Source organism: Nitrosospira lacus (assembly GCF_000355765.4).
Lineage (GTDB): Bacteria > Pseudomonadota > Gammaproteobacteria > Burkholderiales > Nitrosomonadaceae > Nitrosospira > Nitrosospira lacus.
In genome coordinates, this window is sequence record NZ_CP021106.3 from 2,808,445 (window position 1) to 2,834,993 (window position 26,549).

At 52.3% G+C, this 26,549-nt stretch carries 29 protein-coding genes and 1 tRNA gene; 22 read left to right on the forward strand and 8 right to left on the reverse strand.

Annotation, left to right across the window (positions count from 1 at the left end):
• Window positions 1-118 precede the first annotated feature (118 nt).
• A complete protein-coding gene (locus EBAPG3_RS12785) occupies window positions 119-1,522 on the forward strand; it encodes an NfeD family protein (protein WP_151898949.1) in 1,404 nt (467 codons plus the stop codon).
• 137 nt (window positions 1,523-1,659) lie between these two features.
• Window positions 1,660-2,433: a slipin family protein gene (locus tag EBAPG3_RS12790; protein WP_004177131.1), complete on the forward strand. Its 774-nt coding sequence runs from the start codon at window positions 1,660-1,662 to the stop codon at window positions 2,431-2,433.
• Between the two features lie 169 nt (window positions 2,434-2,602).
• Here the strand turns inward: EBAPG3_RS12790 and rpsT are convergent, their stop codons facing one another.
• On the reverse strand, window positions 2,603-2,866 hold the full coding sequence (gene rpsT, locus EBAPG3_RS12795; protein WP_004177129.1) for a 30S ribosomal protein S20: 264 nt from the start codon (window positions 2,864-2,866) through the stop codon (window positions 2,603-2,605).
• A gap of 208 nt (window positions 2,867-3,074) precedes the next feature.
• On the opposite strand from rpsT, the gene murJ reads away from it, so the two are divergent.
• On the forward strand, window positions 3,075-4,613 hold the full coding sequence (gene murJ, locus EBAPG3_RS12800; protein WP_004177124.1) for a murein biosynthesis integral membrane protein MurJ: 1,539 nt from the start codon (window positions 3,075-3,077) through the stop codon (window positions 4,611-4,613).
• A 438-nt stretch (window positions 4,614-5,051) separates the two neighbouring features.
• Window positions 5,052-6,017: an MlaA family lipoprotein gene (locus EBAPG3_RS12805; RefSeq protein WP_081607257.1), complete on the forward strand. Its 966-nt coding sequence runs from the start codon at window positions 5,052-5,054 to the stop codon at window positions 6,015-6,017.
• A 277-nt stretch (window positions 6,018-6,294) separates the two neighbouring features.
• Here EBAPG3_RS12805 and htpX read toward each other — a convergent pair whose 3' ends face one another.
• From htpX to xseA, 5 genes are all read right to left on the reverse strand, one after another.
• Complete coding sequence (gene htpX, locus EBAPG3_RS12810) at window positions 6,295-7,176, reverse strand: protease HtpX (protein ID WP_004177119.1); 882 nt, start codon at window positions 7,174-7,176, stop codon at window positions 6,295-6,297.
• A gap of 61 nt (window positions 7,177-7,237) precedes the next feature.
• Entirely contained in the window at window positions 7,238-7,750 is a 513-nt protein-coding gene (locus EBAPG3_RS12815; protein ID WP_040852025.1) for a disulfide bond formation protein B, read from the reverse strand.
• A gap of 67 nt (window positions 7,751-7,817) precedes the next feature.
• On the reverse strand, window positions 7,818-9,020 hold the full coding sequence (locus EBAPG3_RS12820) for a THUMP domain-containing class I SAM-dependent RNA methyltransferase (RefSeq protein ID WP_004177115.1): 1,203 nt from the start codon (window positions 9,018-9,020) through the stop codon (window positions 7,818-7,820).
• A gap of 33 nt (window positions 9,021-9,053) precedes the next feature.
• The gene (locus EBAPG3_RS12825; RefSeq protein WP_004177113.1) at window positions 9,054-9,428 is read right to left on the reverse strand and encodes a DUF423 domain-containing protein; all 375 of its coding nucleotides are present in this window, start codon (window positions 9,426-9,428) and stop codon (window positions 9,054-9,056) included.
• A gap of 227 nt (window positions 9,429-9,655) precedes the next feature.
• Window positions 9,656-10,999 (reverse strand): exodeoxyribonuclease VII large subunit, encoded by a 1,344-nt coding sequence (xseA, locus tag EBAPG3_RS12830; RefSeq protein WP_040852023.1) that lies wholly within the window; start codon window positions 10,997-10,999, stop codon window positions 9,656-9,658.
• Between the two features lie 380 nt (window positions 11,000-11,379).
• Here xseA and EBAPG3_RS12840 point away from each other — a divergent pair, with 380 nt between their 5' ends.
• The 6 genes from EBAPG3_RS12840 to argJ all read left to right on the forward strand — a co-directional run bounded on the left by EBAPG3_RS12840 (window position 11,380) and on the right by argJ (window position 15,592).
• Window positions 11,380-11,994, forward strand: coding sequence for a MotA/TolQ/ExbB proton channel family protein (locus tag EBAPG3_RS12840; RefSeq protein ID WP_085922044.1), 615 nt, complete (start codon window positions 11,380-11,382; stop codon window positions 11,992-11,994).
• A gap of 36 nt (window positions 11,995-12,030) precedes the next feature.
• The gene (locus EBAPG3_RS12845) at window positions 12,031-12,447 is read left to right on the forward strand and encodes an ExbD/TolR family protein (RefSeq protein WP_085922045.1); all 417 of its coding nucleotides are present in this window, start codon (window positions 12,031-12,033) and stop codon (window positions 12,445-12,447) included.
• A 354-nt stretch (window positions 12,448-12,801) separates the two neighbouring features.
• Window positions 12,802-12,981, forward strand: a complete 180-nt coding sequence (locus tag EBAPG3_RS12850) for a Trm112 family protein (RefSeq protein ID WP_085922046.1) — start codon at window positions 12,802-12,804, stop codon at window positions 12,979-12,981.
• A 66-nt stretch (window positions 12,982-13,047) separates the two neighbouring features.
• Window positions 13,048-14,001: an ADP-ribosylglycohydrolase family protein gene (locus tag EBAPG3_RS12855; RefSeq protein ID WP_085922047.1), complete on the forward strand. Its 954-nt coding sequence runs from the start codon at window positions 13,048-13,050 to the stop codon at window positions 13,999-14,001.
• Between the two features lie 61 nt (window positions 14,002-14,062).
• Window positions 14,063-14,290: a sulfurtransferase TusA family protein gene (locus tag EBAPG3_RS12860; protein ID WP_085922048.1), complete on the forward strand. Its 228-nt coding sequence runs from the start codon at window positions 14,063-14,065 to the stop codon at window positions 14,288-14,290.
• Between the two features lie 63 nt (window positions 14,291-14,353).
• Window positions 14,354-15,592, forward strand: a complete 1,239-nt coding sequence (gene argJ / locus EBAPG3_RS12865; protein WP_085922049.1) for a bifunctional glutamate N-acetyltransferase/amino-acid acetyltransferase ArgJ — start codon at window positions 14,354-14,356, stop codon at window positions 15,590-15,592.
• A 186-nt stretch (window positions 15,593-15,778) separates the two neighbouring features.
• Here argJ and EBAPG3_RS12870 read toward each other — a convergent pair whose 3' ends face one another.
• Window positions 15,779-16,258, reverse strand: coding sequence for an EF-hand domain-containing protein (locus EBAPG3_RS12870; protein WP_227869215.1), 480 nt, complete (start codon window positions 16,256-16,258; stop codon window positions 15,779-15,781).
• A 300-nt stretch (window positions 16,259-16,558) separates the two neighbouring features.
• Between EBAPG3_RS12870 and EBAPG3_RS12875 the strand changes: the two genes are divergently transcribed.
• Together EBAPG3_RS12875 and EBAPG3_RS12880 are read left to right on the forward strand one after the other, a co-directional pair.
• A complete protein-coding gene (locus EBAPG3_RS12875) occupies window positions 16,559-17,437 on the forward strand; it encodes an ATP-binding protein (RefSeq protein ID WP_085922050.1) in 879 nt (292 codons plus the stop codon).
• A 15-nt stretch (window positions 17,438-17,452) separates the two neighbouring features.
• Window positions 17,453-18,394 carry a Nudix family hydrolase gene (locus EBAPG3_RS12880; protein ID WP_085922051.1) on the forward strand — a complete coding sequence of 314 codons (942 nt, stop codon included), beginning with the start codon at window positions 17,453-17,455 and terminating at the stop codon, window positions 18,392-18,394.
• Between the two features lie 55 nt (window positions 18,395-18,449).
• On the opposite strand, the gene yacG is transcribed toward EBAPG3_RS12880, so the two are convergent.
• The gene (yacG, locus tag EBAPG3_RS12885; protein WP_085922052.1) at window positions 18,450-18,635 is read right to left on the reverse strand and encodes a DNA gyrase inhibitor YacG; all 186 of its coding nucleotides are present in this window, start codon (window positions 18,633-18,635) and stop codon (window positions 18,450-18,452) included.
• A 323-nt stretch (window positions 18,636-18,958) separates the two neighbouring features.
• On the opposite strand from yacG, the gene petA reads away from it, so the two are divergent.
• From petA to EBAPG3_RS12925, 10 genes are all read left to right on the forward strand, one after another.
• Entirely contained in the window at window positions 18,959-19,564 is a 606-nt protein-coding gene (gene petA / locus EBAPG3_RS12890; RefSeq protein ID WP_085922053.1) for a ubiquinol-cytochrome c reductase iron-sulfur subunit, read from the forward strand.
• Window positions 19,564-20,811 (forward strand): cytochrome b, encoded by a 1,248-nt coding sequence (locus EBAPG3_RS12895; protein ID WP_085922054.1) that lies wholly within the window; start codon window positions 19,564-19,566, stop codon window positions 20,809-20,811. The genes petA and EBAPG3_RS12895 overlap by 1 nt, the downstream gene beginning before the upstream one ends.
• The gene (locus EBAPG3_RS12900) at window positions 20,808-21,545 is read left to right on the forward strand and encodes a cytochrome c1 (protein WP_085922055.1); all 738 of its coding nucleotides are present in this window, start codon (window positions 20,808-20,810) and stop codon (window positions 21,543-21,545) included. Before EBAPG3_RS12895 ends, EBAPG3_RS12900 begins: the two co-directional genes overlap by 4 nt.
• A gap of 55 nt (window positions 21,546-21,600) precedes the next feature.
• Window positions 21,601-22,200: a glutathione S-transferase N-terminal domain-containing protein gene (locus tag EBAPG3_RS12905; RefSeq protein ID WP_085922056.1), complete on the forward strand. Its 600-nt coding sequence runs from the start codon at window positions 21,601-21,603 to the stop codon at window positions 22,198-22,200.
• Window positions 22,197-22,625 (forward strand): ClpXP protease specificity-enhancing factor, encoded by a 429-nt coding sequence (locus EBAPG3_RS12910; RefSeq protein WP_085922057.1) that lies wholly within the window; start codon window positions 22,197-22,199, stop codon window positions 22,623-22,625. The genes EBAPG3_RS12905 and EBAPG3_RS12910 overlap by 4 nt, the downstream gene beginning before the upstream one ends.
• Before the next feature lie 72 nt (window positions 22,626-22,697).
• A tRNA-Thr gene (locus tag EBAPG3_RS12915) sits at window positions 22,698-22,773 on the forward strand.
• An 84-nt stretch (window positions 22,774-22,857) separates the two neighbouring features.
• A complete protein-coding gene (locus EBAPG3_RS12920) occupies window positions 22,858-24,033 on the forward strand; it encodes an AlbA family DNA-binding domain-containing protein (RefSeq protein WP_085922058.1) in 1,176 nt (391 codons plus the stop codon).
• Window positions 24,034-24,394: 361 nt separating this feature from the next.
• A complete protein-coding gene (locus tag EBAPG3_RS15060; RefSeq protein WP_151898950.1) occupies window positions 24,395-25,414 on the forward strand; it encodes a hypothetical protein in 1,020 nt (339 codons plus the stop codon).
• 200 nt (window positions 25,415-25,614) lie between these two features.
• Window positions 25,615-25,812, forward strand: a complete 198-nt coding sequence (locus EBAPG3_RS15065) for a hypothetical protein (RefSeq protein ID WP_004177383.1) — start codon at window positions 25,615-25,617, stop codon at window positions 25,810-25,812.
• Between the two features lie 99 nt (window positions 25,813-25,911).
• Entirely contained in the window at window positions 25,912-26,466 is a 555-nt protein-coding gene (locus EBAPG3_RS12925; RefSeq protein WP_004177381.1) for an SRPBCC family protein, read from the forward strand.
• Window positions 26,467-26,549 lie beyond the last annotated feature (83 nt).

A 26,549-nucleotide genomic window follows, 5' to 3' on the forward strand; every position in this document is an offset into this window, starting at 1 on the left:
GAGCCGCCTGATGAATTATCCCGATTCAAGCCGGGGGCGCTGCAACGACATTGCGTTGCACCCTTCGCATGGGTGTGACTGAATGCAGTCAAGAATGAAACGGTCTATATTAAGAACCATGAAACCGATCATTTCTGTTTCGTATCATGGTGTGGCGGCGATACTGCTTCTGCTGCCGGCTCTCGTTCTGGCCGCGCCAGTGATGATACTGAAAGTACAGGGACCGATCGCACCGGCCAGTGCTGACTTTATCGAACGCGGCCTTCAACGTGCCAGCAACGAAAAGGCGTTACTCATCGTATTGCAACTGGACACACCCGGCGGTCTCGATAGCTCGATGCGTCAGATCGTGCGCGACATTTTGGCGTCATCCGTCCCGGTGGCGGTTTTTGTGGCGCCGGGCGGAGCACGGGCAGCCAGTGCCGGAACCTATATTCTTTATGCCAGTCATATCGCCGCGATGGCTCCCGGCACCAATTTGGGCGCGGCCACGCCGGTTCAGATCGGCGGTTTGCCGGACTCGCCCGAACCGCCAACCAGGCCCAAAACCAAGCCGATGCCGTCACCGGATTCACCCGCCACAGGGCCGAATGAGAGCCCAGATCAGAATGCACGGGATGACAGCTTGCCGGCGCGGGATAAGATGTCGCGTAAAATGATCCATGACGCCGCCGCATACATCCGCGGGCTTGCGCAGATGCGCGGGCGCAATGCGGAATGGGCAGAGCGGGCTGTGCGCGAAGCGGTAAGCCTGTCGGCGACTGAAGCCCTGGATCTCAAAGTCATCGATTATGTTGCAACTGACGTGCCGGATCTATTGAAGCAAGTAAATGGCAAACAAGTCACCATACTTGGCCGGAATCTTGCCCTAGACACGGCTCCAGCGACAATGGAAGTCGTCGAACCGGATTGGCGCACGCAATTACTGGCGGTAATAACCAATCCCAGCGTGGCATATATACTGATGCTTATCGGCATTTACGGACTGTTCTTCGAATTTTCCAATCCCGGGTTTGTATTGCCCGGCGTGGCAGGTGCTATCTGCCTGCTGCTTGCCATGTATGCATTCCAGCTGCTACCGGTGAACTACGCCGGCCTCGCCTTGATCCTGCTCGGTATCGCATTTATAGCAGCGGAACTCTATCTGTCGGGCTTTGGTGCATTTGGCATGGGTGGCATTATTGCTTTTGTCGTCGGCTCATTGATGCTGATTGACACCGATATGCCCGGTTATGGCATTTCCTGGCCCGTGATTGCGGGAATCACCCTAGCCAGCGGATTATTCCTGGTCTCCATCATCGGCATGGCGCTGAAGTCGAGGCGCAGCCCCATCGTCAGCGGCCGTGAGGAGTTGATAGGCGCAGTGGGAGAAATGCTGGAAGATGCCTCGAGAGAGGGTATGGCGCGCATTCATGGCGAAATATGGAATGTACGTTGCGCGCAACCTCTAATCCAGGGACAGAAGGTGCGCGTAACAGGCATGGACGGTCTGGTTTTACAGGTAACTTCAGCAGAGCAGTAATCCTCAATCTGGCACTTGCAGCAAACTTCCCCAAAAGGGTAAAGGTGAGACGGCGCAGAAAGTCTCTGTGGATCATTGCTCTAAACTGAAGAATAAGTGATCAACTGTTGGATTAGGATAATCAAAGGAGGCATTCCATGGTTGCCAACTTCGGGTTTGGTACCCTTGTCATCATTCTCATGGTGCTATTTACCGCATTTCGCATCTTGCGGGAATATGAACGCGGCGTCGTATTCATGCTCGGCCGCTTCCACAAGGTAAAAGGTCCGGGCTTGATCTTGATAATTCCCGGTATCCAGAAAATGGTACGAGTTGACCTGCGCACCGTCGTGATGGATGTACCCAGTCAGGACGTGATCTCACGCGACAATGTCTCGGTGAAAGTCAGTGCGGTGGTGTATTTTCGTGTAGTTGATCCGCAAAGAGCGATCATTCAGGTGGAGAATTTCCTGGCCGCCACCAGTCAGTTCGCGCAAACGACTCTGCGCTCCGTGCTAGGCAAGCACGAGCTCGATGAGATGCTGGCGGAACGCGAGAAACTCAACATGGACATCCAGAAGGCGCTTGACATTCAGACCGACGCCTGGGGCATCAAGGTCTCCAACGTCGAGATCAAGCATGTGGATATCGACGAATCCATGATACGGGCCATTGCCCGCCAGGCGGAGGCAGAGCGCGAGCGGCGCGCCAAGGTAATTCATGCCGAAGGTGAATTACAGGCATCGGACAAATTGATGCAAGCGGCACAAGTTCTTTCCCAGCAAACAGGTGCGATGCAACTGCGCTATCTACAGACCCTCACCAACATCGCTACGGACAAATCCAATACCATCATTTTTCCAATACCCATGGACTTGGTATCGGCGCTAACGGACTCGCTCAACCGCAATCCCAAGAAAACCTCTGAATAAATCCTCTGCGGCGTGCCGCTGACAAACCAAGGGTATATTCTATCATTCCCAAGGTTTTCGGAAAATAGTGACACTGGCACTGCACAAACGAAGGGTAAACGAAAAGAATAGAGAGAACGAAGAAGTCCGGTGGGTTCCTGGACTTCTTTCTTTGAATGCGATTAACCTATCAGGCCATCGCCTTGATGGCGGCAGACAAGCGGCTCTTGTGACGAGCAGCTTTGTTCTTGTGAATGATTCCCTTGTCGGCAATCGAATCAATGGTGCCAATGGATGCCGCGAACGCAGCTTGTGCGACAGTTTTGTCGGTGGCCCCAACAGCCTTCCTCACGTGCTTGATCGCGGTGCGCAATTGGGAACGCAGACTGGTGTTGTGGTCACGTTGCTTAACATTTTGTCTCGCACGTTTTCTCGCTTGTGCACTATTGGCCATATAAATTCCTCGAATTGACGATTGCTTAAAATCTTTGAATATTACGGATATTCTTACCATATTGCAAGGAAAAACCGCGCGGCCCGGCCTCGTCAATTGAACTGGCGGCGCAAAAATCCAGCGAAAATCCATCTGAATCCACGGTTGTTCCGAAGCAAATCAGCGATACGCGGCCACAACAGAGGCATTCAGGTTAACATACTCCCCCATGAATCTGCTCAAAACCCTTGCCACCGTTAGCGGGATGACGCTGATATCCCGTATTTTGGGGTTCATACGCGATGTACTGATTGCTCGTATTTTCGGTGCCGGAATCGCGACCGATGCTTTCTTCGTTGCCTTTCGCATTCCCAATCTGTTGCGCCGGCTGTTTGCCGAGGGTGCGTTTTCGCAGGCATTCGTTCCTATACTTGCTGAATATAAAAACCGTCGCACCTCGGAGGAAACCCATGAACTGATCAATCATGTCACGACGCTGCTGTCGATTGCGCTGTTCCTGGTTACATTGATAGGGATAATCGCCGCACCCTTCATAATATACGTAAGCGCGCCGGGATTTGCGGCCAGCCCGCAGAAATTCGAGCTGACGGTGGCACTCCTGCAAATCACCTTCCCTTACATCCTGTTCATCTCATTGGTCGCCCTGGCGGGAGGAATACTCAACACCCACGGCAAATTTTCGGTGCCGGCGCTCACTCCGGCACTGTTGAACCTGTCGTTCATCGGCTGCGCCCTGTGGCTTGCCCCCTTCATGAATCCGCCGGTACTTGCACTCGCCTGGGCGGTATTTATCGGTGGCATGCTGCAACTTGCCTTCCAGGCGCCATTTCTAATACGCCTCAAGCTGATGCCGCGTCTACGGCTGAAATCCCCTGATACCGGCGCGTGGCGCGTACTTAAGCAGATGGGTCCCGCAGTATTTGGCGTCTCCATCGGGCAGCTAAGCTTGCTCATCAACACAATATTTGCCTCATTCCTGATTACCGGCAGCGTGTCATGGCTCTACTACGCCGACCGGTTGATGGAATTCCCGGCCGGCCTGCTGGGTGTCGCCCTGGGAACGATATTGCTGCCCTCATTGTCCCGCCACTACGCCGACAACAGCACTGAAGAATATTCCCGCCTGCTGGACTGGGGCCTGCGCCTGACCATGCTGTTAACGCTGCCTGCGGCGCTGGCGCTGGCGCTGCTCGCCACTCCGCTTATCACCACGCTGTTTTATCACGGCGAGTTTTCGGTCAACGATGTGTGGATGACGCGCAATGCGTTAGTGGCTTACAGCCTGGGACTGCTGGGACTCATCCTGGTAAAGGTGCTCGCTCCTGGATTCTACGCACGGCAAAATATCAAAACACCCGTGAAAATCGCCATCATCACCCTTATCGCGACCCAATTAATGAATCTCGCGTTCATCATACCATTGCGCCATACCGGGCTGGCACTGTCCATCGGTCTGGGCGCGTGCCTCAACGCCGGATTGCTCTACTACAAACTGCGCAGCCAACAGATCTATCAACCTCAACCGGGATGGGCAATTTTTATGACCAAGGTATTGGTGGCGCTCACGGCAATGGGGGGTATATTGTGGTTTGCTTCAGGCAGCGATGCATCGTGGTTGTTGATCTCCGCCCTGGAGCGCGCTACCCGGCTGGCATGGGTAGTCATAGCCGGCGCCCTAAGTTATTTCGCCATGTTATGGCTTCTTGGTTTCCGTCTCAGGAATTTCACGCGACGCGACGCGACATGAGCAAGAGTCTCGGAGCGTAACAAATAACTGGAATAAAATCCGCCTGCATGCGCCTGCCAATACCCGCAATCATTAATTACCGCCGTGTCATTTCCTCCCTCGCCCATCGCACCCCTCAGTCGCAATCACAGCATGCCCAAACCACTTTCCCCTCAGCGCTCACGCCCCTAATTCTCTTCACGGAACCCCCATCCGGAATCTTGATGGGAGATAATATAAATCCTGCAATCATTATCTTATACAACCCATTACATATTTGTCATTAGCATCCAGGATCTGGATAAGTGACCTCTTTTAAAAAGAGTAACTTACTGGCAGCGGCAAGCAAGAACAAAAGCTGCGCCGCACATCAGAAAAAAATTCATTTTCAACTCGAATTAGCCCTATAATGTCGGCGGTTACTTCGTGCTGGCTGCACATAATTTATATATTTTAAACATGGCTCACCTCGTCAGATCTTCCACCCTAATATTACTCCTGGGATTTCTTCTTAACGGCTGTGCTACAACCAACAAGAGCACAACGACTAGCGAGAGCGCTTCGGCCCATGCCAGTGCGCCCGCTACGAGCGCTCCGGTTGACGACACGAGCACGTCTGCCACAGGCACCAAGAGCGCCGATACGATTACTTCGGCTGACACAAGCAAAGGCGCTTCGACCGATAAGAGTGCCGCAGCCAATAATGGAAAGAGCTCACCGGAATCAGCGAGCGGTCCGGTATTCAAGAATGGCGCGCCGACCGCCTATCCGAAATATAGGGACAAAAAAGACCCATGGGAACCCGTGAACCGCAAGGTGTTCACGTTTAATGAGTCGGTTGATGATTATGTCTTCAAGCCGGTGGCGAGGGGCTACAAGTGGATAGTGCCCGATCCCATCGAAATGGCGGTGGGGAATGTTTTCTCCAATTTGAACGATATTCCCGTAACGGTTAATAACCTTCTACAACTCAAATTCAACAATGCATTGACAAGCAGCATGCGGTTTGTTGTCAACAGCACCTTCGGCCTTGCAGGTCTGGTTGACGTGGCTAGCGATATTGGCTTGGAGAAACACGACGAGGACTTCGGACAAACCATGGGTTATCATGGCATCGCGAGCGGGCCTTATGTGGTAATACCTTTTCTTGGACCCAGCTCGGCTCGAGACGTTGGCGGCCGTGTGCTTGATATAGCCTCCGATCCTGTTTTCATAGGCAGTTTCTTTGTAGCGCCTTTTATAGGTCCCGTAGTTGGCGGAACCCGGGCTACCGATACGCGTGCCGGATTGCTTAAATCCGAGAAGACACTGGATGAAGCCGCATTGGATAAATATGAGTTCGTGCGCGACGCCTACCTCCAGCGGAGGCGCAGCTTGGTATATGACGGCAATCCCCCCAAGAGCAAAGAAATCGAAGAAGATTGAGTTGTCCTGAGAACTCAGGAACCACAGCATCTCGTTCCGGACAAGAAGCAGACCCTGCAATGCAATACGGAGTTGTCGCTGTGCGACAACTCCGTTTCCAATTATGCTACGTTGATCTCCCCTGAGCAATATTACTTGCTTGGGGAGAAGAAAATACACGGAATCCCAAATACTTCCGAGCAAGCTCTCGAATCAAACGCCTTTCTGAATCAATTCTATCTCAAAAACGGCGAGTTACTAAGAGACTTCGCCACTTAATATTAGAGGTTAACCTAAATCAAGGCATTGCACGTAATGCCTCGATACGTGTTTCGAGTGGCGGGTGCGACATGAACAAGCCCTTGAGACCCTCACCGCCGCCGGAGATGCCGAACGCCGCCAGCCTTTCCGGCAACTGCGATGGTTCATGCTGTTGTCTAAGGCGTTCCAGCGCCGCAATCATTTTGTTCCGGCCTGCCAGCTGCGCTCCCCCCGCATCGGCGCGGAACTCGCGCTGGCGACTGAACCACATGACGATCATGCTGGCAAGTATTCCCAATACCATTTGGGCCACCAGGGTTGTGATCAGAAAAGCCGGGCCATGATCGCGCTCCGTTTTAAACACAACCCGATCCACAAAATGGCCGATCACTCTCGACAGGAAAATAACGAAAGTATTGACCACCCCCTGAATCAACGCAAGCGTTACCATGTCGCCATTTGCGACGTGGCTTATTTCATGCGCAAGCACCCCTTCGATTTCATCTTTCTGCATGGTATGCAGCAGGCCGGTGCTCACAGCCACCAGCGCATCATTGCGGTTCATGCCCGTGGCAAAGGCATTCACATCGGGCGCATCATAAATCGCCACTTCCGGCATGCCAATTCCTGCACGATCGGCCTGACGCCTGACAGTCTCCACCAGCCAACGCTCGGTTGGATCGGAAGGCTGTTCGATCACCACCGCGCCGGTCATGCGCTTTGCAGTCCACTTGGACATGGCAAGTGAAATCAGGGATCCGCCAAATCCAATTACTCCCGCCATGATAAGCAGGGAATTGAAATCGATGCCGCCACCCTCCGCATCGAGAATGCGGTCCACGCCTAACAGGCGCAGGGTAATGCTTAGCACCAACAGAATTGCCAGATTGGTAATTACAAACAGGAAAATTCGTTTCATAGAAGTAGATTCGTTTTATCATGTAAAAGACAGAGTGTAGATGGCGCTGAAAATTCAGTTTTCAAGTGCGAAAATACTCTCCATCGCTATTATGTCCAGCAAAAAAAATATAAATCGCCAAGCCGGCCAAGACCAAGAAAAAAATCGCCGACCAGTCCGGAAGATTGAGCAATGCAAATTTCCAGATCGCATCCGCGCAATCTCCGTTTGCTTCGAACATGGTGGGCCACCATCGGGCAATGGGCAGAGCATTCAAGAATTCCTCTTCGGGGCTGATACCGCATTCGAATGCCTCGGGGTAACGCACCAGCCACGCCTGACGCAGCGCAACCACCGCTCCGGCGACTGCGAGGACCCCCATCGTACCGCTGTATATCCGCCGGCCCGTTACCCGGGGATTATGGAGAAACGCCGATAGCGCAATTAAACCCACTAGCCAATAGGCTACGCGCTGCACGACGCATAATGGGCACGGCAAAAGGTTTTTTATCAGCTGGAGATAAAGAGCGTAACCGATCAGGCTGGCGCAGCTCAGAAATATTAGTAGAAAAATCGCTCTTGTTCCCGGCTTCATCGGCTAATTAAAATGACTGTTAAGATCGGACGGCCTCCTGGACTTAAAGGAAATCGGCTACAAACCCTCAATTCTTGAAGTCCACAGGTTGCTGGTCTGACTGGCACGTAATGTCGATTTCCCGAATCCTCCGCATACCACCCGCCACCATTTTGTATTCCAGTAAACGGCATTCCAGCGCACCGTTGAACAGGGGCGTACGACGCGAAGCGGTCAAGCGTATACATTTTGGCAGAAGCGGATCAGCGGTAAAAATATAAGCCTTCCAGCCGCTAAATTTTTTCTTCAACATATCTCCCAGCTTTGGATAAAATTCCAGAAGTTTCTCAGATTCTCCTATGCGGACACCATAGGGAGGATTGGTAACAAGAAAGCCAAAAGGAGCGGGTGCGGAGATTTCCAGCACATTCGCCTGCTTCAGGGTGACGATCTCGGAAAATCCCGCGGCGGACAAGTTTGCATGAGCATCCGCCAAAATGTCACCATACAAGTCGCTGCCGAATAGGGGCTGGCGGACCAACGGCTTTTGCCGTGCCAGGGCTGCATCCTTAAGCCGGATCCAGAGCCTTTTATCAAATTTCTTCAGCTTTTCAAAAGCAAAACCACGTCCCGATCCAGGGGCAATGTTTAATGAAATTTGTGCTGCTTCCAGCAAAAATGTACCGCTGCCACACATCGGGTCAAGCAGTGGAACACCCGGTTGCCAGCCCGTCAAGCTTAAAATTCCGGCAGCCAGATTCTCCCGTATCGGAGCTTCTCCGCTACTTTTTCTTAGACCGCGCTTGAATAGCGCATCACCGGAGGTATCCAGATATAAGGAAAACTGCCGCGCATCAAGAAAACCGTGAATGCGCATATCCGGCTGCACCGTATCCACACTGGGACGACTGCCGGTAATCTCGCGAAATTTGTCGCAGACCGCATCCTTGATTCTGAGAGTGACAAAATCGAGACTGCGCAGCGGGCATTTGATTGCAGCCACGTTGACACGAATAGTGAGCGCAGGAACAAACCATTCATTCCACGGCAAGGCGCGGGCAATTTTATATATGTCGCCCTCGTTCGCATAGGATTGACTTGCAACCTGCCAAAGAATGCGGCTGGCAACGCGGCTTTCCAGATTAGCCCGATAGCAGATGCGCCAGTCGCCCTGAAATTGTACTCCGCCATCGTGTCCGCGCACAGACAACGCACCCAGTTGTTCCAGCTCGGAGACAAGTACGGGCTCCAGTCCGCGCGGACAAGGAGCAAAAAAATAGTGATGCGTCACCGATGCAATGAAATCATAGATGCAATCATCGTCTCATTTGGCCGACCATACACCATACGCAAGCATCGCCCATGCGCTTAGAAACGCTACCCCGCCCAGCGGCGTTATCGCGCCGAGTCCGCGTACCCCTGTCAAACTTAGTGCATACAGGCTGACTGAGAACAAAATGATTCCCGCAACCATCGACCAACCGGAGAACACGATCAGTCTGGATTTGGGAAAGTGCAGCAGTATCAGACCCACCGCGAGCAGACCCAGCGCATGATAAAAATGATACTGTACCCCGGTTTGATACACCGCAAGCATGTCGGTGGAAAGCCGCTGTTTCAGACCATGCGCGCCGAAAGCGCCGAGAGCTACGCACAGAAATGCGTTGATAGCGCCGAGCATGAGGAAGGTTCTTGGCATGGGAGATAATTTCCTGGTGAAGAAGGCTAAACAAAATACGGTAGCTGGAGAGTCGCATGAATTAATGCGGAAAAACAGTACCTCGTACCGGGGACTGAGGCGGGTGTCAGACACATCCCAAGTCTGCATTACCGCACCCTAAATGTCCACAATGATCGTGATTTTTTTACAATCGCCATGGGTATCAGCGTGGCGATGCGTCGGATACGCCCCCTCCCCCCTGTTGGCTACTCGCCCTTCTCCGACACGTTTGCCTTGCTCCACCCTTTGGCAAATTCCACCCGTATGAGATCGCCGACGCCAATCTGATCACTATTTCTCAGTATCGTGCCATCGGCGGTATAAGCGATACTGTAGCCGCGCTCCAATACCGACGCAGGGTGAAGATGCGCAAGGTTGGCCTCCTGACGCCGCAAACTCATCATGAGCATTTCAATGCGGCGGGCACCCGCCCGGTTCAGCCGCAGACCGAGTTCATGCTGCCGCTCGATCAGGCGGGAAACGTCAGGCCGGGTAACGGTAATGCGCTGATCCAGGTCGCGCAGGCGCCAGTATCGGATCTCCAAATTCCGTTGCCACGAAGCGGCGAGGCGTTCACGCAAACGCTGAAGGTGTATCAGCTGATTCTCGATCCGCTCGCCGGGATGTATCAGCCGGCCGGCGAGCAAATCGGTATTTTGCATACGGCCTTCGATACTCCGCTGCATATCCCGTTGTATACGGCCATACAGAATTTTCGCACGATGCCATATTTCTTCCCGATCCGGACAGACGAGCTGGGATGCGCCCGTCGGCGTGGGTGCGCGAATGTCGGCGACAAAATCAGCAATGGTAAAATCGGTCTCGTGACCCACGCCACTAATAATAGGAAGGGGGCATGCGGCAATCGCCCGCGCCACGATTTCTTCGTTAAACGGCCACAGATCCTCGATGCTGCCACCCCCCCGGCATACGATCAGCACATCACACTCCGCACGGCTCGCAGCCTTCTGAATAGCTGCGGCTATTTTTACGGCCGCTCCAGCTCCCTGCACCGGCGTGGGGTATACGACTACCGGCAGGGAAGGCATGCGCCGCCGCAATGTCGCTAGAACATCATGCAATGCGGCAGCGGCCGGGGAAGTAATGACGCCAAGCTGTTTTGGGAATAATGGCAGTGGTTTTTTCCGGTCAGGCTCAAACAGTCCCTCTTTTCCCAATCGGCCCCTGAGTTGCTCAAAAGCCTCGAATAACGTACCTAACCCTAGCCGCCGGATGGTCTCGACGTTCAACTGAAAATCTCCGCGCGCCTGGTACAACGTCACAAGCGCACGCACTTCCACCTGCATGCCGTCCCTGGGCTCCCAGCCCAGATACTGGTTTTTATCCCGGAACATGACGCAACGTACTTGAGCGCTCGAATCCTTAAGGGAAAAATACCAGTGCCCCGAACCGTAGCATTTGATATTCGAAATTTCGCCGCTCACCCATAACAATGGAAATGCCTGCTCAAGCAAGTCCTTAGCGCCACGGTTTAATTCACTCACACTCAAGACAGTGCGAGCAATCTCCATTTCCATAAGAAAATTCATCTTGACATTCTACAGTAATCCACATTCGTCACAAAAATTGCATAATTGTCCCGGTCAAACCCGCATGGATCCTATACATATGGATAACTTACTGTTTTACAACGATTATATAGAAGTTCAAAAATTGACCTATCCAAAAAATATTGTTATGGGAAGCCTACTTAATCTTCTTATCTGCAAGCTATCCACAAACTTATCCACAGCAATTGTGGACAAGAAAATAATGCCTCTTACCCCTTATCCTTGCCGAAATTACATGAGCAAGATACATTATCCCAAATTCGGTAATTGAACGAGCCGGTGAAATGTAAGGCATTTGTGGGCTGCATTTACGATTATGGCTCGGATTTTATAAACCGGATTACCAAGGAGACCATCGCGTGTTCGCTTTGATTCAAGCTGCCGGCTGGCCAATCTGGCCGATTATTCTGGCCTCCGTCGTTGCTGCCGGCATTATTGGTGAGCGCTTATGGACTTTGCGCCTGGGCGTGGTAACGCCGAGAGACCTCCTGCCGGAAGTGGTGCACGAGTACCGGAAAAGCGGTGTCAGTGAAGATATGCTTACCCGTCTCCAGAATCATTCTCCCCTTGGGCAGATTTTTGCGGCGGGTTTGAGAAATGACAAGAGCACGCGCGAGATCATGAAGGAGTCCATCGAAGAAGCGGGGCGTTCAGTAGCTCATGACCTTGAGCGTTATCTCACCACGCTGGGAACCATCGCTTCCCTGAGTCCGCTGATGGGTCTGTTCGGAACCCTGGTGGGCATGATCGAAATTTTTGGCGCGAATACGTCTTCTACCGGGAGCGGCAATCCGGCACAACTCGCTCATGGTATTTCCGTGGCGCTTTATAATGCGGCATTCGGCATCCTGGTAGCTATTCCCAGCATGATTTTTTATCGTCACTTCCGCGCCAAGGTGGATGCACTGGTGGTGGAAATGGAATTACAAGCGTTAAAGCTGGTGGAAATCATTCACGGCGAGCGGCGGGACTGATCACTTGCCGTTATTTGCCATGACACTGCCAATCCCATGAATTTCCAGCGCGGCCGACAAAAAGAAGAGCCTGAAATTAATCTGGTGCCAATGATCGATGTATTACTGGTAATTCTGATTTTCCTGATGATTACCACTACATACTCGAGATTTTCCGAACTCGAAATCAATCTGCCGCAGGCAACGTCCGGCGAACCTGCTGACCGCCCCAATGTCATCGACATCTCGATCAGCGCTACCGGGAGCTATACGGTCAACCGTACACCCGTTAAAAACCCAAGCACTGAAGGACTCAGCAGTGAATTACGCGCCGCGGCGGCGAATCGCCCTGATCCGGTGATCGTTATCAACGCGGATGCACACGCCGCGCATCAGTCGGTTATAGCGGTCATGGAGGCAGCCCGTCTGGCGGGATACGGTCGCATTACTTTCACGACAGAAAACCCTCGATAACACTCCCGCAGTCATGGAACGAGCGTTAAAATGTATAGCTTTTGCAAATGATAAATCTGGATCGTCCTGAATCCGTCAGTTGGAGAGGGTGAGGTAAGCGCTTTTCGGGTGCAGGGTAGCGCATAACGCCGCATAATGATCATTCCATTTTAAATGGTTGCAGTACAACCTTTGCGAAAAATCATCCAATTGGCCCTGAGCAAACTACCCGGAATTAAGGCTCAAATGACGCAAGAAGTCTTTTTGAATCATAACACTGAAATGAAATACGCCTGTCAACTGCCGGATTCAAATCATGTGGCTGGCTGAATGTACAGGTTGATTCCGTGTAGTCTTATAAAATTGAGGTAATTTATGGATGCAAAATTGCTGGATATTCTGGTATGTCCATTGTGCAAGGGACCGCTACTTTACAGAAAATCGGAGAATGAGCTGATCTGCAAGGCGGATCGGCTGGTTTTCCCCATTAAGGATGGCATACCGGTGATGCTGGAAGACGAGGCACGCAAACTGCCTCCCGAAGAAGAAGTTTAGAGTGCGGCCGGATAATCAAAAAAATCCGGGCAAATTCATTCCGAAGAACCTGAGATCCCGGATATCATGAAGAATCCCAATAGCACCGCCATTCTTGGCGCCCTTGTGGCGGATTCCGCCGCGCTTGGTCTGCATTGGCTTTACGATCCGGTGCGCATTGCGGAAATTGAAGCGGCCCGGGGATTAGCATTCCTGCGCCCTGATGCCGACAATTATGCGGGCGCGAAAGGGTACTTCGCCCATGGTGGCAAATCTCCCGGAGACTCGACCAGCTACGGCGAGACGTGCCTGTTGATGCTGAGGCATCTGGCAAAACATGGAAAATTCGATCGTGTCGGGTATCAGACCGAATACCGCGCACACTTCGGGCCCGGTGGCGCATTCGTGGGTTATGTCGATTCCCCGACCCGTCAGACTTTGCGCACGCTGTTATCAACGGAGTCCCCTGAGTTTCCGGCGGCATCCGGTGCTGATGATGATCAGCATCCTGCCCTGGCAGCGCTTCCAGCGCTGGTTGCAACTCACATCGGAACGCTGGACGAACTGCTTGACCGGATCGACGAAGCCGTGCGCGTAACCAATAACAATGAACTGGCGGTCGCCGCGGCGCGGTGTTCAGCGGCAGCTTTGTTTGAAGTGTTGCAAGGTGCTCCGATGGGCATGGCATTGACGCATGCCCTGCCATTTGCGGGGAATACGCTCACGCCCCTGCTTGAAGAGGCGCTTGCTCTGCCCACCCTGGATTGCGTTGCAGCTGCCCGGCGCTTCGGCATGTCCTGCCATGTCGCGGAAGGCTTGCCGGTAATTTTCCATATTGCGCAGCATGCGTCAGGCTATCGTAATGCAATCGAATCCAACATTCGTGCCGGCGGCGATAGTTGCGGGCGCTCAATCGTGCTAGGCGCCCTGGTTGCGGCACATGCGGCGATACACAATAGCTCCGGATTCCCTGTTCCACTATCGTGGCTGGCACGATATGGCAAGTTTGCCATGGCTGCCGACGCGCTTGCGGCACTCTGAAGCTGGCCCCTGAACCGGGTCGCATGGGCCAGCCGTTGACAAGTCATCGAGGAGAACACGCATGAATTGCGATAGTGAACTGGATGTGCGCGGCCTGCACTGCCCCTTGCCCATTCTGCGAACAAAGAAATCCCTGGCGGAAATGACTACCGGGCAAGTACTAAAAATCCTGGCAACCGATCCTGGCGCGGTGATTGATTTCCAGGTCTTCGCTGATCAGACGGGCAATGAACTGTTATCCTCCTCGGAAACCGCCGGAGAATTCATGTTTTACCTGAAAAAGAAATAAACGTATTAGCGATTGATATCCGCAACTCCTTGAACCGCTCATCTCATTCCCGGCCGCTTCATTATGCCTGTTAACTTCATCCCCTCCCTCCCCGAGCAATTACTTCCGGTAAAAGGTGTGTCTCTCGGCATTACAGAAGCCGGAATCCGCAAATCCGGCCGTAAGGATTTGCTCGTGATCGCACTGGATGACGGTGCAAACGTTGCCGGTATTTTTACGCAAAACGCTTTTTGCGCTGCACCGGTGGCCGTTGCCAAAGAGCATCTTTCGAATCCGGATTCCAGATCCTCGATCCGCGCATTAGCCATCAATACCGGAAATGCCAATGCAGGCACGGGCAAGGAAGGAATTGCGCACGCCCGCGCAACTTGTGCCGAGCTCGCCCGATTGCTGAGCTGTGCCAGTCATCAAGTGCTGCCCTTTTCCACCGGGGTGATCATGGAGCCCCTGCCGCTGGAAAAAATTATCACGGGTTTGCCCGCGGCGGTAGCCGATCTCAAGCCGGACAACTGGTTCGCTGCCTCCCAGGCAATCATGACAACCGATATCGTCCCCAAGGCGGTCTCGAAACAGATTTCACTCGACGGCATGACCGTGACTGTTACCGGCATTGCAAAAGGCTCCGGGATGATCCATCCCAACATGGCGACGATGCTGAGTTATATAGCCACCGATGCGGCCTTGACTCAACCGCTGTTGGAGGAAATCGTGCGGCATGCGGCAGCCAAGTCATTTAACCGCATCACCGTGGACGGCGATACATCCACTAATGACGCTTTCATTCTGATTGGCACGGGTCGTGCGGGCAATCAAGCCATCGTGGATAAAGCAAGCCCCGGATTCACCGCACTGCAAGATGCGGTAACAGAAGTTGCGGCGTGGCTTGCGCAAGCGATCGTGCGTGATGGCGAGGGGGCCACCAAGTTCATTACCATACGGATTGAAGGAGGCAGGACACCGGACGAATGCAACCAAGCCGCATACGCCATTGCTCGCTCACCACTCGTTAAAACCGCTTTCTTTGCATCTGATCCCAATCTGGGCCGAATACTCGCGGCCATTGGTTATGCGGGCATAAACGGACTTGACGTGAACAGGTTGCAGCTCTATCTGGATGATGTATTGGTTGCAGAGAATGGAGGGAGGGCATCCGGCTACCGGGAACAGGACGGCCAGCGAGTGATGAAACAATCGGAAATCACCGTACGGGTTGTGCTTGATCGGGGATCGGCATCTACCACGATATGGACCTGCGATCTGTCTTATGATTATGTAAAGATCAATGCGGATTATCGAAGCTAGCGATACACCCGTAACACCCGTAAGCAATAATCAGCGGAGCAAGGCGGGGCCGAAAGCCAATCGCATAAACAGGGCCGCTGTGCGCCGACAAGGCGCGCAACGGCCCTGCCCTTTCAACGGCTTACCCGCGCCCTCGAGTCTTATCATCGATGCTGGCCGGACAAAGCGGCCAGCATCGGGCTATTTCTATTCGCCCATGGGTTTCATGTGCTGCAAGTTTTTCCCACCCCATCCCGCCTCGTATTCACCGGCCAGCGGAGATTGATCACCGGACCCGTAGCCCTGCCCGGATCGGCTCGAATGATCGCGCCTATGCTTCATTCTCATTTTATTCGCCTCATCCTTGTCGATATACCCATCTCCGTTGGTATCCATTCTTTCAAACATCAACTGACTATGACGAGCATGTTCTTCCTTGCTGACCCGGCCATCTTTATCAGTATCCGCCATGGACATTCCACACCGGCCTTCACCGGACTTCTTTTCACCATATCCTTCCTTTTTACTGCCCTCATGATACTCCGCCACCATGTAGCCTTTACCTAGAGATTGCACGGCGAAAGGGCTCTCCCCCGCGGAGGCGATGGGTGCAGCGCCAAGCACGGCGGCAATAGCGGTTCCAAGAGCGAGAGAGCTGATTGATTTTTTGCTGGGCATATTATTCATGGTATTTTCTCCTGTAGGTGGTACTTGGTTTGGATAACAAGCTTTTGAAACAGCATGCGCTTACCGACCCGCTTGCCGTTTTGTGGTAACTCATTAGCAAGATCCTTTTTTAAAGATCCGCACATGAGCAATCTGTTACGCTTCTATAAACCGCTACCCTTGCGGATGCTGCCGTAACATACTAAATTGTCTTGTTTTCCGAGATACTGTTCAGTACGATAACGCACATAAGGCAAATACTGGAGTGCAGCACCAGGCTCCAGAATCCCGCCCTTCAGATATCCATTCACTATTGATCACATGAATAACTGGGACACGCTATACGGCCGCGCCGAAATACTGCTCTCCCGGCTGGAGGGACTGCTATCCATTGAGCAGCCTGACCCTGGCTGGGATACGGCGGTTGCATTCCGCTGGCGAAAATACGGTCATATCGGATTCATACAGCCAGTCGCCCACCCTCATCACGTTACGCTTGATGCATTGCGGGGCGTCGAGCGGCAAAAAGAACTTTTGGACCGGAACACTCGTCAGTTCGTGCAGGGCTATCCCGCGAATAATGCGCTGCTCACGGGCGCGCGGGGTACGGGCAAGTCGTCGCTGGTGAAGGCAATGCTTAATAAGTATGCCCCTGCGGGATTACGTCTAATTGAAGTGGAAAAGCATGACCTCACCGGTTTGCACGATATCGTCGAAAAGATATGCCAGCGCCCCGAGCGCTTCATTCTGTATTGCGACGACCTGTCGTTCGAGTCGGATGAGCCTGGCTACAAGACGTTGAAGGTGGTGCTGGACGGTTCCATCGCCACCGCTTCCGAGAATGTTCTGGTCTACGCCACTTCCAATCGCCGTCACCTGATGCCGGAATCCATGAGGGACAATCTGGATACGCGGCATATCGAGGGAGAAATCCATCCCAGTGAATCGGTCGAGGAGAAAATTTCGTTGTCGGAACGCTTCGGTCTATGGTTATCATTCTATCCTTTCGATCAGGACGAGTACCTGGATATTGCTAGCCAGTGGCTCGCCTATTTTGGAATCAGGGAAATGACTCCTCATGCACGTGAAGCGGCGCTGCAATGGGCGCTGGGGCGTGGTTCGCGGAGTGGGCGCGTCGCATGGCAGTTCGCGCGTGACTGGACAGGGAAACGGAAAACGGAATTCGGCGGGGAGCGGTAAGAAATTCCTTCCGGCATGTTTCATCCTTCTGATATCGTTGAGGTAGCCGCTGCGGTCATTACCCGGCTTGATGGCGGCTTCCTTCTTGCCCGCAGGCCCGCGGGCAAGCCCTATGCCGGCTACTGGGAATTTCCCGGCGGCAAGGTGAAGCCCGATGAACCGCTGTTGCATGCCCTCAAGCGCGAGCTGATGGAAGAACTGGGCATATATGTCGAACACGCCTATCCCTGGATCACCCGCACCTTTACCTATCCTCATGCCACCGTGCGCCTGCATTTTTATCGCGTGGTGCAATGGCATGGCGAACCGTACCCTCATGAGAACCAGGAGCTGTCGTGGCAGTTTTCAAACAATGTCGCGGTTGAACCCATGCTGCCTGCTAATGCACCCGTATTGCGAGCGCTTGATCTGCCACCGGTTTACGCAATTACCAACGCGATGGAAGTGGGTACGAACCTTTCTTTGCAACAGATAAGGCACGCGGTGGAAGGGGGGGCGCGCCTGGTGCAAGTGCGTGAAAAGGAGATGACGCACGAGTCGTTGCATGTTTTTGCCGGTGAAGTAGTTGCATTGGCTCATCGTTACGGCGCCAAGGTTTTAATAAACGGTGATATTGGCTTGTGCCGCGAAGCTGGCGCGGATGGAATCCATTTCCCGTCAGCACAATTGATGAATATTACGGAACTGCCCGGCATCGACTTGTGCGGGGCGTCCTGTCACAATGCGGAAGAGCTTTCTCAAGCCGAGCGATTAGGGATGAGTTTTGCTGTACTCGCGCCAGTGCTGCCAACACAGAGTCATCCCGAAGCGCAAACGCTGGGGTGGCGAAAATTCGCCACCCTCGTTCGGGGATGCTCGCTTCCAGTATACGCGTTGGGTGGCTTGCGCCAGGACGATTTAACCACGGCATGGGAGCATGGCGGCCATGGCATCGCCATGATGCGGGCTATTGGGTAGATATTATTTTTAATGAAGGGAAAGCTGCGTAAATATGCCAACCTTGAACCCCTCTCTATTCCTCATCCTTCAATGCCTCACCCTCTTGTTTCTCCGCTTCTGGAATGCGGTAGGATTCTGCGGCCCACTCCCCCAGGTCGATCATCTTGCAGCGCTCCGAGCAAAACGGGCGATAACGATTGGCGTTAGTCCAGATAACGATCCTGCCGCACCGGGGGCAATTGACGACGGGTTGCTTCATTTAACCTGAATCCGGCAGAGAAACTTCTGTCTGTGAAAGCATTCATGACTCCACCAGGCAACGCTATCCAATGCCGTGGAATCCGCTCGGAGATCCTAAAAATATTATAGATTAAAATGGGGAATCCGCGAAGATTCGCCTTGTACAGATGACCAGAGCGAGTATAGGCCAGAAAAAATGAGTCAAGACCCTCACGATTTCCGCCGTGCAATCAATATGTTTTCTTATCAATATTTATTTTCCAATACATACTATGCTAAAATGGTTAAGTTTTTTACAAGTTTTCTTTAAAACTTACAAACCGGAAAACGGGACTGCAAAATATGGCAGATTTTGAAAAAAAACAGGAAATGAATAGTCGGCGGCGTTTCCTTATCGCCGCAACTTCGGTGGCAGGCACGATCGCAACCGCCGCTGTCGCAACACCCTTCGTGATGAGCATGATGCCCAGTGAACGCGCCAAGGCGGCAGGGGCACCGGTTGAGGTGGATCTCAGCAAGCTCGAGCCGGGCATGCTATTGATGGTGGAATGGCGTGGCAAGGTTGTGTGGATATTGGACCGCACCCCCGACATGCTGGCCAGCCTGAAGCAGCTTGACGGTCAGGTCGCCGACCCTAAATCGGAAAAGCCCCAGCAGCCTGCTTACGCACAGAATGAAACCCGCTCCATCAAGCCGGCAATTCTGGTCGTGGAAGGTGTCTGCACCCATCTGGGATGTTCCCCCGTTTATCGCAAGGACATTGCTCCCGCGGATCTCGGAGCCGACTGGCTGGGTGGTTTTTTCTGTCCCTGCCATGGTTCCAAATTCGACCTGGCGGGCCGCGTCTACAAAAGTGTTCCCGCGCCGACCAACCTGGTTGTCCCCCCCCATACATATTTGAGCGACAATCTCCTGTTGATCGGGTCTGATCGTAAGGAGTCCGCATAATGAGCAAGCGACTGGATTCAATGGTGGAATGGCTGGATGCACGTTTTCCTTTGACCGAGACCTGGAAGTACCATCTCGCCGAATATTACGCACCGAAAAACTTCAATTTCTGGTACTACTTCGGTTCGCTTGCCTTCCTCGTGCTGGTGAATCAGCTTCTCACCGGCATTTTTCTCACCATGAACTACAAGCCGGACGCCAGCATGGCATTCGCCTCGGTCGAATACATCATGCGAGACGTGGACTTCGGCTGGCTGATCCGCTACATGCACTCCACCGGCGCATCCATGTTCTTCGTGGTGGTCTACCTGCATATGTTTCGCGGAATGATGTATGGTTCCTACCGCAAGCCGCGCGAGCTCCTCTGGTTGATCGGCATGGGCATTTTCTTCATCTTGATGATGCTGGCGTTCACGGGATACATTCTGCCGTGGGGCCAGATGTCCTACTGGGGCGCCCAGGTGATCATCAGCATGATTGGCGCAATCCCGGTGATTGGACAAACCCTTTCCAACTGGATCCTGGGCGATTTCATGCTGTCGGACGCCGCGCTCAACCGTTTCTTCGCCTATCATGTGGTGACCCTGCCAGTCCTGCTTGTGACGCTGGTATTCGTCCATGTCGTCGCATTGCATGAAGTCGGTTCGAATAATCCGGACGGCATTGAAATCAAGGCGAACAAGGATCCGGTCACCCATATTCCGGTGGATGGAATCCCCTTTCATCCGTATTACACGGTGAAGGATATTTTCGGAGTGGTCGGATTTTTAATTGTGTTCTGCGGCATCATATTTTTTGCACCGGAGATGGGCGGTTATTTCCTTGAATACAATAACTTCATTCCAGCCAATACGCTCCAAACCCCCGATCACATCGCGCCGGTATGGTATTTCACCCCATACTACTCGATGCTGCGGGCGGTTACCGTCAACTTTCTCTGGATAGACGCAAAACTCTGGGGCATCGTGCTGATGGGCGCTTCGGTCGCAATCTTTGCCCTGCTGCCCTGGCTGGACCGCAGTCCCGTAAAGTCGATCCGCTATAAGGGGCCTTATTTCAAGATCGCCCTCACGCTTTTTGTCATTAGCGTTTTTGTGCTCGGCTGGCTCGGCACGAAATCGCCCACCCCGCTCTATACGCTGCTGGCACAAATATTCACGGTCATCTACTTCGCCTTCTTCGTTCTTATGCCGTGGTACAGCAAGATAGACAAAACCAAGCCTGAGCCGACAAGAGTGAAAGAATGAGAAAAATAACACAGATCTTATTTATTTTTTGCCTGGCTCCCCTTGTCGCATTTGCCAGCGGTCCTGAAATGAAACTGGATAAGGCACCCATTCATCCAGCCGACAAGCTATCGCTGCAACGCGGCGCACAGGCTTTTGCCAACTATTGCCTGACCTGTCACAGCACCGAATACATGCGCTACAACCGGCTAAGAGACCTCGATCTCAGCGAGAATCAGATCAGCGATAACCTCATATTTACCGGGCAGAAAGTAGGCGAGCTCATGACGGTTGCCATGAGGAAAAAAGAAGCCAAACAGTGGTTCGGTGTAGCTCCACCCGATCTGTCTGTAATTGCCCGCTCGCGTGGCGCAGACTGGCTCTACACCTATCTTCGCAAGTTTTATCGTGATGAGTCCACAGCCACGGGCTGGAATAACCTTTTATTTGATAAGGTTGCCATGCCCCATGCACTCTATCAGTTGCAAGGAATACAATCGGTTGCGGTTAAAACCGTTGATGACGGCCACGGTGGAAAACATGAAGTCAAGGAATTGAAACAGGACGCACCGGGTACGCTTTCGAAAACCGAATATGACATGTATATCGCAGATCTGGTGAACTATCTGGTTTACGTAGGGGAACCCGCAGCCACAAAACGGGTACAATTGGGAATTATCGTCATGCTCTTCCTGTTTGCCATGCTGGGACTGACTTATGCCCTGAAACAAGAGTACTGGAGAGATATCCATTGATCATTTCACTTCCATCGAAAGTGCCTAGTCCAATTATGCGGGAAAGTAATAAGTCATGATGACGCTGTACTCAGCCACCACTTGCCCATTCAGCCATCGCTGCCGTATCGTGCTGTATGAAAAGGGAATGGATTTCCAGATTATTGATGTCGATCTTCACAACAAGCCCGAAGATCTGGCGGTCATGACCCCCTATAGCCGGGTTCCGGTACTGGTGGAACGCGATCTCATTTTGTATGAATCCAATATCATCAACGAATATATTGATGACCGCTTCCCACATCCGCAGCTCATGCCCGCTGATCCGGTAATGCGTGCCCGCGCACGGCTGTTTCTGCATCGCTTCGAGCAGGAACTTTTTTGCCATATCGACTCTGTCGAGAGCAGCAATCAGAAAACAGCGGATAAGGCGCGCGCGACGATCCGCGATAATCTGACGGTGATTGCACCGGTATTTGTCAAACAGAAATACATGCTGGGAGACGAGTTTTCCATGCTCGATGTAGCGATTGCGCCACTTCTCTGGCGACTCGATCATTATGGCATTCAGCTGCCCAAGCAAGCCGCGCCGCTATTGAAATTTGCCGAGCGCCTGTTCAGCAGACCGGCGTTCATTGACGCGCTCACCGCTTCCGAGAAGGCGATGCGCAAATGAAAGAGCGTTCCACCAAACCCTATCTGATTCGCGCTATTTACGAATGGTGCTCCGATAGCGGTTACACCCCTTATCTATCGGTCAAGGTGGATGCCCAGACTCGTGTACCCACCGAATTTGTGAAAAACGGTGAGATCATACTCAACATCAGTTTTGATGCGGCACATCATCTTACGTTGGGTAACGATTTAATCCAGTTTTCTGCCCGCTTCGGCGGCTTATCGCAAGAAATCTCAATACCGGTTAATGCGGTTCAGGGAATTTTTGCCAAGGAAACCACACAGGGTATTCTTTTCCCGCCGGAGGGTGAGGCAGATGCGGTACAACCCGAGAATGGCATTGAGAATCCGGATAAGCCACCGTCATCAACTCAAATCTCGCCCGCACCTGCTGGTAAAAAGCGCCGTTTCCAGGTTATCAAATAATTCCCGCTTGTTTCTGCAGCGCCTCCTCACAAGTTTGCTCCCTCGCTTCCCAGTCTCTATAATTACACCCGCGCCGGCATAGCTCAGTTGGTAGAGCAGCTGATTTGTAATCAGAAGGTCCCGAGTTCGACTCTTGGTGTCGGCACCAATAAAAACAGCTAGTTAAGTATTAATTGGAGGGTATTGTATGTTGACCCCTCCAATTTTAAGTAAATCATAGTAAAATTCCAACGTGTCCATTACTCGCACAGATTTCGACGCGATTTGCGAAGCAGATCTGGCGGAGCTGGTTGCGGGTCAAGTACCCGAAGGCTTGCATCTCGATTACAAACGCGATTCCTACGGACCTCGTGACGAGGATAAAAGAGAACTGCTTAAGGATGTATCAGCTTTTGCAAATGCAAACGGCGGGCATATTGTTATCGGCCTTGATGAAACGGAAGGCGTTGCATCTCAGCTTTACGGAATTAAGACTGCGGATATTGATGTTGAAGTATCTCGCCTAGACCAGATTGTCAGGACTGGTCTCGAACCCCGCATTCCCGGTATCCGAGTACGTGCCATCCCTTTAGAGTCTCAATCCCACGCGATAGTTGTTCGGGTTCCGCGTAGCTGGCGCCTACCCCATCGAGTCTGCGCACAAAATTCCAATAGGTTCTGGATTCGCAATTCGGCGGGTGCTCACGAGGCAAGCATGGACGAACTTAGGCATCTTTTTACGTTATCAGCATCAGCGATTGACCGCGCGAGGGCATTCCGCGCTGAACGCATGGGACATATTACGAGTGGTGCGGGCGCCGTGCCCTTAACCGGCAATGGCCGTTTTATACTCCATATCATACCGCTGTCAGCTGTGGCTTCTACTGCCACTTTAGATGCGAAACAGATATACCCTCACGTGGACGCATTTAGGCCTCTAGCTAGCAGCGGCTTTTCCCCACGATACAATTTGGATGGTGTTATAAGCGAATGTGGGGGTGTGGTGGGTCTTGGTTATACGCAATTATTTCGCAACGGCGTTATAGAAGCGGTGATTTGCAATCTCGTCCACGCTTCCAACGGAAGAAATGGGATAGCTGGTTTACGTCTAGAAAAAAATATTTTTAGCCTACTTTCAGGATACATCAATGGCTTAAACACAGTTGGTATCGAGCCACCGCTAATCCTTATGTTCACGCTGGAAGGTGTGGAAGGAGCTTACTACCACGTAATCGATCAGTTCCGTGACGAACAAATACCCTTTGACCGACCTGTGGTAGCTTTGCCGGAGTGCTATATTGAAGACTTCGGCAGCGATGCGGACTACCACCGCGCAGTTAAACCAGCGTTTGATGCGTTGTGGAATGCAGTAGGGTTGGATGGTTCTCGCTTCTTTGATAAAGAAACGGGATTGTGGAATGGGCGCTAATCCGGTTACAAAGCAGTTGCACGCTACATCCATCCCTCACCAATATTCATGAATACGGTCTTTATTATTGGCGCAGGAGCCAGCAAAGAAGTAGGTCTACCAACCGGTGCAGAGCTCAAGAAAGCGATCGCCAAATCTTTACTACCAAGGCTAAGGTTCGAATTAAATGTCTTAGACTTTCGCCACAGACAGAAACGTGCCAAAAGCTGCCGGGAGCTCGAAATACCGCTTCAAACCTCCTAGCATTTGCTATATTAAATCCATGGGAAGATTGCGGGACAGCCAACCGACTATGGGATCTGTCCCGCTCATGCCAAACGCTAGGCACTCGTTTCCTGATCCTAGAAGGAGGAAGAACAAAATGAAATCAAAACTCGCTAGCACCCTGTTAACACTCCTTGCATTGAGTCTTGCCTCTACACAATCGTACGCCGTTTGCGACTTCGGCCCCGACACCTGCTTGCCAGGATTCGTGTGGCGGGAAGCGTTTAATGGAGATCACGTTTGCGTAACAGGGGCTACTCGCACTCAAGCCGCCAATGACAATTCGATTGGATCGCAAAGAAAAGTACCGGGTACTGACGCATGCAAACCGGGTTTCGTCTGGCGCGAGGCGTCCCCTACCGACCATGTCTGTGTGCTTGGAAGCACACGCACCCAAGCGACTTTAGATAATTCTCAGGCAAATGCCCGACGAGATCCGCAATGCGCTAATCCATTGCAAAACGACACTTCACCGCCCAGTTTTATTCAGAACACAATTACGTTTGTACGTGTCTCTGACAATCTTCAGGTCGGGTCAGAGATCATACCGCCCGCCGGATTGACAAAATCGTCACTGGCCAGAGATCGACGGCTTGTAATAGCAGCTTCTGCAGGCGACAACGAGAGCGGCATTGCCAACATACGTCTGCAAGGTGGAATAAGCTGGAGTTGCACAGCGCGTCTTGAGAATATCGGCGCCAATAGACAAGGGACGCTGGGTGCGCAGTCTGACGAGGAAAAAAATAACACCAGCACACCGGGAAATCCGCTGCTGCGAAGCGTTCATTTCACCATTGACCCTTTTGAGGGCAATCCCTCACGCCTAGTTTGCCCATGTACCAATGATTCTGGCTCGCTCACGGTTACCATCACGTTGGTAGCCCGTAATGGGAAGGGATTGGAAGCAACTTCTGCACCAATTACAGTGCAGTATGCCCCGCAATTACCGACCTGCGGCGTTGCGTCGGGTGAAATCTGTGGCAATAAAGAACTCGGCCAAGTCCTGACTTGCACAGACGGACAGAGCTGCGACTTCAAAAGGTCGACCGTTTGCTCGGGATGGTGGATATTCAGAACATGCGATAACGTTCAGACAACTGACATGTTTTGTCCATAGGTCATACAGCATTAAAGTGGGTGGCCTTACATTCCAATATACGTCTGACGAGATGCTGGAGAGGAACGCCGCGAAAGCGCGGCGCCCTTCAGCTTAATTCGTTGAAGCTGTAGAAAAAGTCTCGCGCAACATGGAAATGCTGAGTGTCATGCACTGCTTCTTGCCGCTCGTTCAGCGAGCAGTCCATGACCGGCTGAAACGTGTCGGGAAGAGCCCATCGCGAGCAGCAGTTCCGTGCCAATTCCGGTCATTCGGGTAAGGGGGTGGAGGGACCCCAAAGAAAATCAAAGCTGTTCTTCGACCGGAAGCAGTTGCACTCGACACTTGGTTGCAATTCGCTGATGCAGCTCCTTGGCAACTGGCTCATCACTCAACAAGATGAAAAACTGGTAGCATGAAACTCACCCGTTTGAAGACGAAAAACCGAGAGAGCCTCACTCTTCTGTCTACCAATGAGAAAAACTTCCTTCTTGCTACTCATGTGGCCGATGCTATTTATGGCGGCGGCACTTGCAGATCCACGGCAGGATAAGGATATTAAAGTTAAGGTGCAAGTCGCGGGGGAAAACGTTATTGTTGACGTAATCCTCTCTGTTCCGGCCACCCGGCAGGAGGTCTGGGTCGTGCTGACTGACTTTGAACACATGGCTGATTTTGTCTCCAACCTGAAGGAGAGCAAAGTGGTCAGTATTTCGGGAGACACGCTAAAGATTTTCCAGCGCGGCTCTGCAACGTATGGCCCGATCAGTTTTCCATTTGAGTCAACACGGGAAATACGGTTGATCCCCTTCGATAAAATCTGGTCGCACATGATCAGTGGCAACATGCGCAAGATGGAAGGTACGACGCAGCTGATCGATGAAGGTGGGCAAACTCAGATTATCTATCATACCGATACCATCCAAGAATATTGGATTCCTCCAATAGTGGGAAAGACTTTCATCGAGCACGAAATTCGGGAGCAATTCTATGAAATGCGGAATGAAATAGTCAGGAGAAAACGGGCCTCCGCTTCTTCGAAACCAACCCGAAGCTCTGCACGCGGAATTTGATGATGCTTTCCTGCTGATGAGTAGGAAAAGGAAGTGCAGTGCTTGAGGCTGTTGGAGTGGATGCGCTCGCGCAGTTGGTTGTG